At 71.2% G+C, this 12,622-nt stretch carries 9 protein-coding genes; 6 read left to right on the top strand and 3 right to left on the bottom strand.

What is annotated here, in order from left to right; all coding sequences use genetic code 11:
- Nucleotides 1-260 precede the first annotated feature (260 nt).
- Together NFU04_RS00045 and NFU04_RS00040 are read right to left on the bottom strand one after the other, a co-directional pair.
- Nucleotides 261-2,888 carry a hypothetical protein gene (locus NFU04_RS00045; RefSeq protein ID WP_251307520.1) on the bottom strand — a complete coding sequence of 876 codons (2,628 nt, stop codon included), beginning with the start codon at nucleotides 2,886-2,888 and terminating at the stop codon, nucleotides 261-263.
- 3 nt (nucleotides 2,889-2,891) lie between these two features.
- Nucleotides 2,892-4,163: a hypothetical protein gene (locus NFU04_RS00040; protein ID WP_251307519.1), complete on the bottom strand. Its 1,272-nt coding sequence runs from the start codon at nucleotides 4,161-4,163 to the stop codon at nucleotides 2,892-2,894.
- Between the two features lie 303 nt (nucleotides 4,164-4,466).
- On the opposite strand from NFU04_RS00040, the gene NFU04_RS00035 reads away from it, so the two are divergent.
- The 5 genes from NFU04_RS00035 to NFU04_RS00015 are packed head-to-tail and all read left to right on the top strand — an operon-like array spanning nucleotide 4,467 to nucleotide 10,595.
- Entirely contained in the window at nucleotides 4,467-7,394 is a 2,928-nt protein-coding gene (locus tag NFU04_RS00035) for a peroxidase family protein (RefSeq protein WP_251307518.1), read from the top strand.
- The gene (locus NFU04_RS00030) at nucleotides 7,375-8,493 is read left to right on the top strand and encodes a catalase family protein (protein ID WP_251307517.1); all 1,119 of its coding nucleotides are present in this window, start codon (nucleotides 7,375-7,377) and stop codon (nucleotides 8,491-8,493) included. The genes NFU04_RS00035 and NFU04_RS00030 overlap by 20 nt, the downstream gene beginning before the upstream one ends.
- Nucleotides 8,490-8,939, top strand: coding sequence for a hypothetical protein (locus NFU04_RS00025; RefSeq protein ID WP_251307516.1), 450 nt, complete (start codon nucleotides 8,490-8,492; stop codon nucleotides 8,937-8,939). Before NFU04_RS00030 ends, NFU04_RS00025 begins: the two co-directional genes overlap by 4 nt.
- Nucleotides 8,940-8,952: 13 nt before the next feature.
- The gene (locus NFU04_RS00020) at nucleotides 8,953-9,183 is read left to right on the top strand and encodes a hypothetical protein (protein ID WP_251307515.1); all 231 of its coding nucleotides are present in this window, start codon (nucleotides 8,953-8,955) and stop codon (nucleotides 9,181-9,183) included.
- Nucleotides 9,180-10,595 (top strand): patatin-like phospholipase family protein, encoded by a 1,416-nt coding sequence (locus NFU04_RS00015; protein ID WP_251307514.1) that lies wholly within the window; start codon nucleotides 9,180-9,182, stop codon nucleotides 10,593-10,595. Before NFU04_RS00020 ends, NFU04_RS00015 begins: the two co-directional genes overlap by 4 nt.
- 145 nt (nucleotides 10,596-10,740) lie before the next feature.
- On the opposite strand, the gene NFU04_RS00010 is transcribed toward NFU04_RS00015, so the two are convergent.
- Nucleotides 10,741-11,706 carry an arsenic resistance protein gene (locus NFU04_RS00010; RefSeq protein WP_251307513.1) on the bottom strand — a complete coding sequence of 322 codons (966 nt, stop codon included), beginning with the start codon at nucleotides 11,704-11,706 and terminating at the stop codon, nucleotides 10,741-10,743.
- Nucleotides 11,707-12,167: 461 nt separating this feature from the next.
- Between NFU04_RS00010 and NFU04_RS00005 the strand changes: the two genes are divergently transcribed.
- The coding region (locus tag NFU04_RS00005; RefSeq protein WP_251307512.1) for an ABC transporter substrate-binding protein at nucleotides 12,168-12,622 on the top strand (455 nt) is incomplete at its 3' end.

Here is a 12,622-nt window from a genome sequence, read left to right as displayed (position 1 = left end):
AAAACTCAACACCCTGAACTCATAGAACAACCGCGACACTTTGTAGCGTACGATAGAGGCAGGAAGGCCAGCGCCGCCCACCTTCCTGGAAGCGTTTGACCCGCCTCCAGCGTTTCCTGGCGGTCTGGAGAAGCTTGAAGACCACCGCCAGGGTCGTGTCGGCATACTGGGCCAGGAAGGTGGCCAGCTCGGCTGATCTTACCCAGAAAATGGGACATCACCGATCGAGGCTACTACGACAGCATGGCAGCTAACGCGCCTCAGGGCTTGAAATGCTCTTCGCCGTTGATGCGCTGGCGCAGCCGCGAGGTCTCGTAGTAGATCAATTTGCGGGCGCGGTTCTGGTTGCCCAGGGGGCGGTGCTCGGGCAGGGCGTGCCAGGGGTTGATGGTGAGCTCCCGGGCCAGGCGCTCGCGGGTCGGGGAGTCGAACTCCTGGCGCGGGAGGCGCAGCCGGGCCACGGGGATCTCCTCGGAGGTCCAGATGATCGAGGCGTCCTCGATGGGCATGGTCACCGGGTCCTCCTGGAACTGGATGCGCAGCTCGAAGACCACCTCCGTTTCCTCGCCCAGGGTGTCGACCATGGCTCGGCGCAGGTAGTCGTCCGGGGCCGGCAGCGGCACCCTGGAGCGGCGCTCGAGCAGCGGCACGAAGCGGTACTTGATCGCCCGCCCCTTGCCATAGAGGTAGGGCACGCAGCTCCAGTAGCTGACCTCAAAGGGGCTGCCGTGGGCCTTGGCGTGCAGGGCCTGGAGCAGCATGTCGGTGTAGTGGGAATCGAAGGGGTTGAGGAAGTACCAGACCGGCATCCCGGCGCCGATCAGCCGCTGCAGCTTGGCGTTCTCGTAGACGTCCGGGGTGGTGAAGGTGGGGGCGCTGATCGCCGAGAAGTCCTGGGTATGGGCCTCGTCGTCGAGCAGCGTCTCCCCGGGCACGCCGAGCACCTTGACGCCCAGGCTCAGCACGCCGTTGTCGCGCATGTCCGGCACCACCCGAGGACCGGGACCGCCGAAGCGCACCCAGGCCTCGAAGGCGCGCGGTTCGCGGAACAGGCCGACGCGCAGGGGCTCGGGCAGTTCCAGCACCTCGAACTTGGCCTCCAGCAGGCCATGGGTCTTGGTGTTGCCGGCCCGTTCGGCGGTGCCGTGGCGGTAGGTGCGCAGCAGGAACTCGCTCATCTGTTCGGTGATGCGCCGGGCCACCTCCGCCTCGCCGGCCAGCTCGCGCTCCTCGGCAAGCCCCAGGTCGGCGTCGATGGCGTGGCGCCGCCGGCGCCACAGCAGCCAGGCCTGGAGGGCATCGGTCAGCGGCCATTGCAGGAGGCGGTCGACGCCGTTGCGCAGCCGGGTGGCCCGCCGCGACAGGGCCAGGCCGCGCTCCAGGGCATCGTTGATGGCGCGCCCGCCGCGCAACCACCAGGTATCCGGCAACAATACCGCCGGCGACGCCGGGGCACTGGGCTCGGTGGTCAGCCCCCGGGGCGGGGCGGCCAGGTAGCGCAGCGCCCGCAGCCCGGGCAGGAAGAAGTAGCCGCCGCCGCGCACCCTGACGAAGCGCGGCAGGCCTTGATAGCGGCAGCGCACCGGCTCCTCGGGCACGCTAAAGGCGGCGTCTTCGCCGTCCGGCCTGGCGCCGATCAGGGGGTCGCTCTCGCCCCGCAGGCCGGCGAAGTTGGCGTTCTCGAGCCAGGTGTGCTGCACGAACTCGAACTGGCGGCTCGGCTCGGCATTGAAACAGAGGAAGTGCAGGCCACGCTCGACGCCGTCGTCGCCGGCGGCCAGCAGGGTCTCCGGGTCGAGGCCTTCGACCAGCGGCGGGCCATAGGGGCGGCCGCGGCGCAATAGCCGGTGGCGGTGGTTGATGGCCAGCGACGCCTCGGTGCCGGGCCGGGGCGGCAGCATATCGCGGGGGTTGGCGCGGCGGATATGCGCGCCCAGGGGGCAACTCAGGCCGTCGGGGTCCTCCCGGTGATAGCCGAAGTCGTTATCCGGCCCGGCCCCGCTGGGCCGCCGCGGCGCACGGATCAGCGACTCGCCGTCGGGCCAGCGCCCCACCAGCTTGGCGGCCAGGGCCAGGCGCGCCTCCGGCGTCGGGGCCTGGTCGGCGAGCCAGCCCCAGAAGCCGGCCACGTCCTGACTCAGTTGGCGAAACACCAGGTAGCTGCCGTTGCGGCCGAAGTCGCGCAGGTCGCTGTCCTCCACCACCTCGGGCAGCAGGCTCTCCGGGTCCTCGATGGGGTCGACCAGCGGGCGTAGGGTCCACTGGTCCCGGGCATTGGGGTAGCCGAGCACGAACTCCCCCGGGGCGACCCGTTGGCGCGTGTCACGACTCGTGCTGACCCCGGCCAGCTTGGGGTCGGAGATGCCGTCGCGGAAGCCGAAGTGCTCCCGCCCGCCGGGCAGGCTACGGCTGGTCAGGGCGCTTACCACGCGGATGCCGGCGGCGCCCAGCGCCGCCCACTCGCTGGCCAGCCGGGTCTCCATCTCCCCGGGGGTGGCGGCGTAGAGCATCAACAGCGCGTGCAGGGGCTCGCCGGCGGGGCCGCCCCACTGCCAGTGCTCGGGGCCACTGTCGCCGGTATCACCGAGGAGGCGACTGCGCCGCGCGGAGCCCGCCATGCCCTCGCGGAACTCCCGGGCGAAGCCCTTCAAGGCCTGCCAGGAGAGCCCCAGGTGTTCGAAGCCCGTCCAGGTGAAGGCCAGGTGCAGGCGGCTGCCGCCCTGGGGGCGTCCCGCCGACGCGGCCTCGATGCGCGGCAGGACCTCCCCCAGCCAGGCCCGGGCGGCCGTGGCCTCGCCGAAGGTCAGCAGCAGGAAACGCGCCTCGGGCAGGCCGGCATAGCCGCTGAGCAGGATGCCCTGGATATCCTCGAACTCGAGTTCCGCCATGGGCTAGAGCCTCCGCAGCCAGGCGCGGCATTGCGCCTCGCTCATCTCGCCGGCGAGCCCGGCACGCAGCGCCGCCTGGTTGGCCAGGTTGACCGCGCTGCGCCCGGCATAGGCCGGGGCCCGGTACCAGACCGCGGTGGGCACCTGGTGGTCCCGGTAGTAGGCCTTGAAGGCCTGTTCGTCGGAGGCGCCGCCGAACAGCAGCCAGCGGGTGCGCGGCCAGCCCTCGCCGTTGCTGAACACCAGGTTGAGACCGAAGGCGACCCGCTCGATGAAGTCGTCCTGGTAGCTCTCGGGACTGCCGTCGAAGTTGCTGAAGAAGTAGACCCGCTGGCCACCGTCGAGGATCACCCAACGGGCGAAGTGGATGGTATCCACCTCGGCCAACTTGCCGCGATAGAAGACCCAGGCGCTGGCCAGGTGCAGCAGCCACAGGGCCGGGTAGAGCACCAGGCGCCGGAAGGGCCCGGCCTGGATGCGCCCCACCGCCGAGAGCTGGTTGTGCAGGCCATGGTCCTCGTCGGCCTCCAGGCGGCGCACCTGGGCATCCCGGGGACGGCGGTTATGGGGCGCGTTGGCGACCTCGTGGCCGCGCAGCAGGACCAGCGCCAGCAGGGTCAGCGGCCACAGCAGCAGGGCCAGCACCAGCCCCGCCAGGGCGATGGCGGCGAGCATCGCTCCGCCCTGCAGCCAGCGCCAGCGGGACGGCCCCTCGGCGGGACTCAGGGCCTCGCGCAGGTCATCGCGGCCGGCGACGAAGCGAATCAGCGCCCGGCGCACCGCCTGGGGCGACTGGCCCCGCCAGTCGTGCGTGTCCAGGTAGTCGCGCAGGGCGTCATGCAGGCGCCCCTCGAGATCCACCTGGGCCAGGGTGCGCCCCAGGGTATTGACGTAGAAGGCCCGCACCGGCAGCCGGTGGGCCTCGAGGAAGTCGTGCACTCGGGCGGGATCGGCGGAGTCGGGGAAACCCTCGCAATGGCACAGCAGCTCACTGAGTCCCTCGCCACCGGCCGCGGCGATGGCCGCCAGGCAGTGGGCGATCTCGCCATCGATATTGGCGGCCAGTACCAGTTGCGGCGGGTAGCGGCGCCCACCGCGGCGAAAGGCCTCCGGGAGCAACACCAGGCGGGCGAAGTGCACGCCCTCGAGGCGGGCGAAGGGCAGGATGGCGTTGCCGCCCGGGTCGCCGCGCATGGCCTCGAGCCGCGCCCACACCTCGGCCTCGTGGCCGGGCTTGAGGGTCATCACCAGGTTGAGTGCCGACTGCCCGCGCATCGCCCTGCCCCCCGTCCCTGTGTTGGCGTGGGATCGGCGGCCCGGGTGGCCGCCCGTGATCAGCAGTCTAGCCACTCCCGTCGATGGCAGTCTAAGAAAAGCGTTGACTATACTTCTCTCGCCTTACCGCCGATCGAGGAGGACGCGGCACGCCGTCCCCGGCCCCTGCGCGTTCCCAAGGAGGATACCGGCATGTCTGCCGTGCGCGAGGATGCCACCCGCCCCGTTGGTCGCCGCCCCAACTCGCTGTTCCTTCGGTGGGCACGACGATCGGCACGGCAGTCGGCACGGCTATCGGCTGTCATGCTACTGGCGAGCCTGGCCGCCCTGGCCCTGCCCGCCGCCGGCCAGACGCCCGACGAGTCCCCCCTGACAGACCGGGCCGGCTCCCATCCCGAGGCCGACTACCCCAGCTGGATGCAGACCTGGCAGGCCCTGCGCGCCTGCCGGCGGATGATCGGCGGCGGCCTGCTGGAGGTGCCCGACGACCGCGCCGACCGCTTCCTGGGCAAGGTCCGCGAGGATACCGCCCACTGCCGCGGCGGGCGCCGCGCCCTGGATTTCCTGGCCCTCGACACCCCCTGGGTCGACTGGCAGGGCTACTGGGCCACCGGCGACGGCGCCTCGCGCAACGCCCGCTATGACGAGGGCTGGATCCGCTCCCTGGTGGGCGGGCTCAGCGAACGCATCCACGCCAACCCCAATGCCCGCGGCATCGACGGCGCCCTGCTCGACCTGGAGTTCGCCCGGGTCGAACTGATCAAGTTCAACCTCTTCGACAACCTCACCTATGCGCAGTACGTGCGGGGCCGGGACGGCACCCCCGGCCCCACCCTGCGCCGCTGGGATGCCCTGCGCCTGCCGCCGGAGCACCCCCGGTATGAGGCGGTGGGCGGTGACGGCGAGCAGCGCTGCCGGGGCGAGCTGATCCGCCACCGCACCCTCACCGGCATCTGCAACGACATCGACAACCCGCGCATGGGCGCGACCCGCACCCCCTTCGCCCGCAACGTGGAGTTCACCGAGACCTTCCCGGACCAGGGCCATACCGAGCTGACCCGCAACCGCCACGGCGAGCGCCTCGATGTGATGACCCCGGACCCGCAGCGCATCAGCCGCGAGCTCTTCACCCGGCCCCAGTCGCGGCCCGAGCTGTGCAACCAGGGCCGGGGGCTACCCGACCATGATCCCGCCGCCCACTGCGACTACCAGGCGGCGCCCTTCTTCAATGTGCTGGCCGCCTACTGGATCCAGTTCATGACCCACGACTGGTTCTCGCACCTGGACGAGGGCGAGAACGACCGCCGCCGACTGCTGCCGGCGGGCTGCGACGACCCGGCCCTGGGCTGCCGGCCGGCGGATCGCTTCCAGCCCAGCCTGGTGGCCGAGGATAGTCCGCCGGCCAGCTTCGACCACGACGGCGAGCGCTACCTGGAACGCGCCCACCGCACCTTCGACAACACCGTCACCGCCTGGTGGGACGCCTCCCAGATTTACGGTTACGACGAGCGCAGCCGGCGCCGGGTCATGCGCGACCCGGAGGACCCCGCCAAGCTGCGGCTCGAGCCCCTGGCGGACGGCGAGGACGGCTACCTGCCGCTGTTCGGCCCGAGTTGCGAGACGGCCGCCGAGTCGAGCGACTGCGCCCCCATCCACCCGGTCTGGAGCGGCCAGGAGGCCGCCGCCTTCCCGGACAACTGGACCCTGGGCATCGCCTTCTACCACACCGTCTTCAGCCGCGAGCACAACGCCTTCGTCGACGCCTTCCGCGAGCGCGCCGCCGCCACCCCGGAGGCGGACTCCGGCCTGCGCGACCCCGCCGACCCGGAGCGGGTGATCCGCTACGCCGAGGTCGGCGACGACGAGCTCTTCGAGGCCGCACGCCTGGTGGTCGCGGCGATGATCGCCAAGATCCATACCATCGAGTGGACGCCCCAGTTGCTCTACAACGAACCCCTCTATCGCGGCATGAACTCCAACTGGAACGGCCTGCTGGCCGAGCATCCGCTGATGGATGGGGTGATGAATCGGGTCGTGGAACGCCTGCGCGACTCCGACGACGACCGCCACGCCAATGCCTGGTACTCGGTGCTGGCCGCCGGCCCCGGCATCTTCGGCATGGGCAGCGAGCGCTACGCGGGGCACACGGTCTTCTCGCCCCTGCGCCCGGGCCGCCGGGACCTCTGGTCGCTGGCCGACCCCGAGCACGTCAACGGCGGCACCAACCACTTCGGCTCGCCGTTCAACTTCCCCGAGGAATTCATCACCGTCTACCGCCTCCACCCCCTGGTGCCGGACCTGCTGGAGCTGCGTCGACTCGACGCCCCCGACCGCATCGCCCACAAGGTGCCGGCGGTGGAAGGCTTCCGCGCCGGCGCCAGCGAGCTGCTGCGCGACCACGGGGTGGCGGACTGGGCGCTGAGCCTGGGCCGCCAGCGCCTGGGCCTGCTCACCCTGGGCAACCACGGCCAGTTCCTGCAGAACCTGCCGATGCCCCACCTGGAGGGCTCCGGGCGCCTGGATATCGCCGCCCTGGATATCATCCGCGACCGCGAGCGGGGCGTGCCGCGCTTCAACGAGTTCCGCCGCCAGTACGGCCTCAGGCAACTGACCGGCTTCGACGACTTTATCGACCCGCGGCTGCCGGCGGACCATCCCGAGCGCCGGCGCCAGGCCGAGCTGGTGGAGCGCATGCGCGAGATCTACGGCCAGCACGAGTGCGATGCCGACAAGATCATCTCCCACGCCTACCGGGACGCCGAGGGCAACTACCCCGACGACTGCCTGGGCCACCCGGACGGCAGCCTGGTGGACAATATCGAGGACGTGGACGCCGTGGTGGGCTGGCTGGCCGAGCCGGTGCGCCCCCACGGCTTCGCCATCTCCGAGACCCAGTTCGTGGTGTTTATCCTCAACGCCTCCCGGCGGCTGTTCAGCGACCGCTTCTTCACCTCCAGCTTCCGCCCGGAGTTCTACACCCAGCTGGGCCACGAGTGGGTGCTCAACAACGGCCCCGACGGCGTGGTCATGGAGGCCGGCACCCCCAACGGCCACCGTCAGCCGGTGTCGCCCATGAAGCGGGTACTGCAGCGCAGCGTGCCGGCGCTGGCCGAGGAGCTCGAGCCGGTGATCAATGTCTTCGACCCCTGGGCCCGGGATCGCGGCGACTACTACTCCCTGGAGTGGACGCCGCGGCCGGGCGCCGAGAACGATGACGCCTTCGCCGACTAGCTGGGGCGGCGCCGCCCGGCTCCTGGCCCGGGTGGCGCTGCTGGCGACCCTGGCCGGCTGCGGCGAGGAACCGCCGCCGCCCCTGGGCGAGGAGCGCATCGCCCCCGGCGAGGCGGCCCTGGGCGCGGCCATGACCGAGCGCATCCTCGAGATCGGCGAGCGCCACCGGGCCGCCGGCGAGCCCATCCCGCGCTTCAACCAGCCCAAGACGGTGGCCTGTGCCACCGCCACCTTCGAGGTGCCGCCCCTGGACGACGACCTGGCGGTGGGGCTCTTCGCCGAGCCGGGCCGCCATGAGGCGCTGGTGCGCTTCGCCAACGCCACCCGCCAGGATGACCGCGACAAGGACCTGCGCGGCGCCTCGCTGCGCCTGTTCGGGGTGCCGGGGGCCGAGAGCCTCGCCGGCCCGCCGGGCCAGCAGGACTTCCTGTTCAACAGCCACCCGGCGCTCTTCGCCGGCACCCCCGAGGCCTTCTACCGCTTCGTCGAGGCGGTGGCCGACGGGCGCCTCTGGTGGTACTTCGTCAACCCCCTGGCCCCCCAGCCCCGCTCCCTGATGATCGCCCTGCGCGCCCGCGGCCGGCCCTCGAGCCCCCTGACGGTGACCTACTGGAGCACCACCCCCTACCGCTTCGGCGAGGGCCGGGCGGTGAAATACTCGCTGCGCGCCTGCGCCGGCGACCCGGCCCCAGTGGCGGCCCCCGACCCGGATCATCCCGACCATCTGCGCCATGCCCTGGCCGCTCAACTCGCCGAGGGTGAGGCCTGCCTGAGCTTCCGGGTGCAGTTCCAGACCGACCCCGAGGCCATGCCCATCGAGGACGCCTCGGTGGTGTGGGACGAGGAGGCCTCGCCCTTCCGCCCGGTGGGCCGACTCCGCCTGCATCGCCAGTCCATCGACACGCCCCAGGCCCTGGCGCGCTGCGAATCGCTGGTCTTCAACCCCTGGAACAGCCACCCGGCCCACCGCCCCCTGGGCGGCATCAATCGCCTGCGCCGGGCCATCTACCAGGCCGCCGGGGCCCAGCGCACCACCCATAACGCCACGCTTTCGGGTGACTCCCCGAGCGCCCCATCGACACAGGAGGAAGGGCCATGAGTGCCACCGTGCAAGCCTGGCTGGGCCTGAGCCGGGAACGCCTCGACGACCTCTATCGCCAGGCCGGCCCCGGCGAGATCCCCCGAGGCGAGACCCGCGGCACCCCCATCGTCACCGGCAGCCTCTTCGCCCGGACCTATGCTCGCTTCGCCCGGCTCTTCGCCTGGCAGGGCAAGGTCTTCGACATGTTCGCGGAGGACGGCTCCGCCGGGGTGCTGGTCAACAAGGTCACCCCCTTCGGCCTCGGCTTCGTGGTGGCCAAGGTCTACCGGGGCGAGAGCTGGATGGACGGCAAGGCCACCATCGTCATCGACTACTCCAGCACCTCCTTCTTCTTCCGCGCGGTGCGCGACGAGATCCGCGAGGTGGCGCCCGGCATCTACCTGGGCAAGGTGTGGCTGGGGCGCCGGCGGATCCTCGACTTCGCCCTGGAGACCCGTCACTGACGGGGGAGGCCCCATGGATCAATACCTCAAGGTGAGTTACCCCAGCCGGCGCAAGGTGTGGGTGGATGGCCGCCCCGCCGGCTGGACCAACCGGCTGCTGCAACTGGAGACCGGCCACCATGTGATCGGCCTCAACCCGCAGCGCCCCGACTTCGCCCCCGAGTGCCAGGAGATCCACTTGAGCGGCACCCGGGCCGATGCGCCCCTGGTGCTGCGCTTCCGGCCACGGGAGGACAGCCCATGAGCCGCCGCCTCGCCGGCCTGCTGTGCGCCCTGCTGCTGGCCGGCTGCGCCAGCTTCCCCGAGACCGCCCGACTCGAGCGCATCGACCCCGAGACGGGCTACCGCTACGCCACCCTGGCGGACGCCGACGAGGGCGAGGCGCTCTTCGTGGTCGTGACCTTCTCCGGCGGCGGCACCCGGGCCGCGGCCCTGGCCTACGGGGTACTGGAGGCCCTGCGCGACAGCCGGGTCCCCCTGGGCGGCGGGTCGCGCAACCTCCTCGAGGAGGTGGATATCCTCTCCTCGGTCTCCGGCGGCAGCTTTACCGCCGCCTACTATGCCCTGCATCGGGAGGCGATCTTCGCGGACGACAGCCCCTTCCTGCGCGACTTCCTCTACGCCGACCTGGAGGGCCGGCTCAAGCGCCGCCTGCTCAACCCCTACCATCTGGCACGACTCGCCTCCCCCACCTTCGGACGCATCGACCTGGCCGACGAGGTCTACCAGGCCACGCTGTTCGGCGACGCCACCTTCGCCGACCTGCCGCGACGCAAGCCCTTCCTGCTGCTCAACGCCACCGACATGACCAAGGGCTCGTCCTTCGCCTTTATCCAGGCCCAGTTCGATCCCCTCTGCGCCGACCTGGACGGCGTCACGCTCTCCCGGGCGGTGGCCGCCTCCTCCAACTTCCCCATCGCCTTCACGCCCCTGGCGCTGAACGCCTACCCCGGCCAGTGCGACTACCGGGAGCCGGCCTGGGTTGAGCGCGGCCTGCGCGACCTGGCCTCCAACCCTCGCCGCTACTACCGCGCCCGTGACCTGCGCCGCTATCAGGAACCGGATCGAGAGTACGTGCATCTGCTGGACGGCGGCGTGGCCGACAACCTGAGCCTGCGCCTGCCGCTCACCGCCCTGCGCTCCAGCGACCCGCCCTGGAGCCTGCTGACCCGCCTCAACCTGGAGGCGATCGACAAGCTGGTGATCATCGTGGTGGATGCCCGGCCGGACCGGGACCCCGGCTACGACGCCTCGCCCCGGGCGCCGGGGCTGGGTGCCGTGGTCAGCCAGATCTCCAGCGTGCCCATGGCCAACTACTCCTTCGACAGCGTCGAGCTGCTGCGCCAGACCCTGCGCACCCGCGCCGACGCCCAGCAGCTTTCGGCCCGGCAAGAAGCCCCGGAGGATACCCTGCACGCCGCCGAGCTCTACCGCATCTATGTGGGCTTCGACCAGCTCGCCGACGCCGAGACCCGGGATTATTTCCTCGACCTGCCCACCAGCTTCCATCTCCCCGACGCCGACGTGGACGCCCTGCGCCGGGTCGGCCGGGCCCTGCTCGAGGGCGCCCCCTGCTTCCAGTCGCTGCTCGACGGCGACTACGACGAGGCCGCCTGCGTGCAGGGGCGGCCCTCCGAGGGGGTGGCGTTTCCTTGACGCGATGAAGGGTGAGCGGGAGCCTGGTGGGAGCAGAGGTAGGTCGGGTAAATGAGCCGAAGGCGAAAGCACCCGACGCCCTGCCCCGGCCACCGGCATGTCGGATGCGCTCGCCTGGGCTCGCTTATCCGACCTACACAGCAGGCTAGGGGAGCGGAAAGAGCCGCGGGACCCAGCGCAGGAAGAGCAGCATGCCGAGCAGCTCGACCAGGGACTGGATCACCACCACGCTGACCGCGACCTCGAAGCCGGCGGGGAGCGCCAGGACCAGCGGCAGCACCACGAAGGAGTTGCGCGAGCCGAAGCCGAAGGCCAGCACCCGGCCCTGGGCGGCGGGCAGGCGAAAGGCGCGACTAAGCAGCCAGGCGAGCCCCAGGGCCACGCCGAGGAAGGCGGCGAACAGCGGCACCAGGCCGAACAACAGGCCCGAGTGATCGCTCACTACGCCCACCTGTCCCGCCGCCACCAGGAAGAGCACCAGGGCCAGCAGCGGTACCGGCAACCCGCCCAGCCCGGCCACCAGGCGTTGTCGCCAGGGGCGCCGTTCGCTCGAGCCCCGCCTGGCCCAGCGCTCGGTCAACCAGGCCGCCCCCAGGGGCACCAGGATCAACCCGACGAAGGCCCCCAGCAGCTCCCGCCGCAGCAGCCCCGCCAGGGCCGCCTGGTCGAGAAACCACCAGAGGTAGAGGGGCAACAACAGCAGCTGCAGCAACAGGCTGAGCGGCGTCAGGGCCAGGGCGGCGGGGGTATCGCCGCCGCCCAGGTGGGTAAAGACCAGGAACCAGTCGGTGCAGGGCACCAGCAGCACCAGCAGGATGCCCAGCAGCACCGGCGGCGCCAGGGGCAGTTGCGCCAGGCCCCAGAGCAGCAGCGGTATCACCAGGAAGTGGCCCAGCAGGGCCGCCGCCAGCAAGCGAGTCCTCGCCAACCGCCGCCAGGCGCCGGCCAAGGGCACCTGGGTAAAGGTGGCATAGAGCAGGGCCCCCAGCAGCGGCCAGAGCCCCGCCATCAGGGCCTCGGCCAGGTCGCCCCAGTAAGCGCCCACCCACAGGCCGGCGCCCACCGCCAGCAGGTAGAGCCCCACCTGATACTCTTCCAGCCGTTCCCGCATGCCTCCTCCCTAACCGCCTCGTTCCTTACCGCGTTGTGATTCGCCCAACGGGCCGTTCGCCCCTTAGGGGGCGAACTTATAAAACCATAAGATGCATTATCAACCCGTGCGGTCCTGCCGGCCCCTGCTCAAGGAGCGAGTGCATGCCCCCTCTCCCGGCGCCGGCTGTCCCGCGCCATCGCCTCCCTGACGGCCCTGGCCATCCAGCCCGCCCTGGTTACCCAGGCCGGCGGCTCGAGAATATCGTCGCCACCCCGGCGAGCTTCGAACCCATGACCATGTGGAGGATGGTCGCCGCCTGTGGCCGGGCCTCAATGTCGGCTTCTGATCGACCGTTGCGATTCCTCGAACGGGGCGTTGCACGCCCCGTCGAGAAGATGCGTTTGAAATTGATTAACATTCATCGGCTGTCATCCCCGAGCCTGGGGCATGGCACCCGCACGACACTCAAGGAGCGTCCCATGTCACCGTCCGCCTTCCCCCGCCGCCGCGTCGCCGGCCTGGCGCTGCTGCTCGGCCTCGCCGCCGCCCAGTCCGCCCTGGCCACCACGCTGGAGACCGCCCACGGCCCCGTGGAGGTGGGCGATGACCCGCAGCGGGTGGTGACCCTCTACGAGGGCGCCCTGGACGCGGCGCTGGCCGGCGGCGTGGTGCCGCTCGGCGCGGTGACCACCCGCGGCGGCGACGGCGTGGCCGGCTATATCGATGACCACCTGGACGCCCGCCACCCCGACGCGGAGCCGGCCATCGTCGGCGTGGTCCGCGAGATCAACCTGGAGGCGGTGCTGGCCCAGCGCCCGGATCTGATCCTGGCGCCGCCGCAGCTCGCCGACGAACAGTACGCCCTGCTGTCGCGGCTCGCCCCCACCGTGGTGCCGCCCACCCGCCCCCTGGCCGCCGATAACTGGAAGCACGA

This window comes from Halomonas sp. NCCP-2165, assembly GCF_023708045.1.
Classification (GTDB): Bacteria; Pseudomonadota; Gammaproteobacteria; order Pseudomonadales; family Halomonadaceae; genus Bisbaumannia; species Bisbaumannia pacifica.
This window is presented reverse-complemented; position numbering and strand designations above follow the sequence as displayed.

Excerpts from the sequence above, each read along its gene's own strand:
- NFU04_RS00045 (WP_251307520.1), bottom strand. The coding sequence starts at position 2,888 with ATGGCGGAACTCGAGTTCGAGGATATCCAGGGCATCCTGCTCAGCGGC.
- NFU04_RS00040 (WP_251307519.1), bottom strand. The coding sequence starts at position 4,163 with ATGCGCGGGCAGTCGGCACTCAACCTGGTGATGACCCTCAAGCCCGGC.
- NFU04_RS00035 (WP_251307518.1), top strand. The coding sequence starts at position 4,467 with ATGCTACTGGCGAGCCTGGCCGCCCTGGCCCTGCCCGCCGCCGGCCAG.
- NFU04_RS00030 (WP_251307517.1), top strand. The coding sequence starts at position 7,375 with ATGACGCCTTCGCCGACTAGCTGGGGCGGCGCCGCCCGGCTCCTGGCC.
- NFU04_RS00025 (WP_251307516.1), top strand. The coding sequence starts at position 8,490 with ATGAGTGCCACCGTGCAAGCCTGGCTGGGCCTGAGCCGGGAACGCCTC.
- NFU04_RS00020 (WP_251307515.1), top strand. The coding sequence starts at position 8,953 with ATGGATCAATACCTCAAGGTGAGTTACCCCAGCCGGCGCAAGGTGTGG.
- NFU04_RS00015 (WP_251307514.1), top strand. The coding sequence starts at position 9,180 with ATGAGCCGCCGCCTCGCCGGCCTGCTGTGCGCCCTGCTGCTGGCCGGC.
- NFU04_RS00010 (WP_251307513.1), bottom strand. The coding sequence starts at position 11,706 with ATGCGGGAACGGCTGGAAGAGTATCAGGTGGGGCTCTACCTGCTGGCG.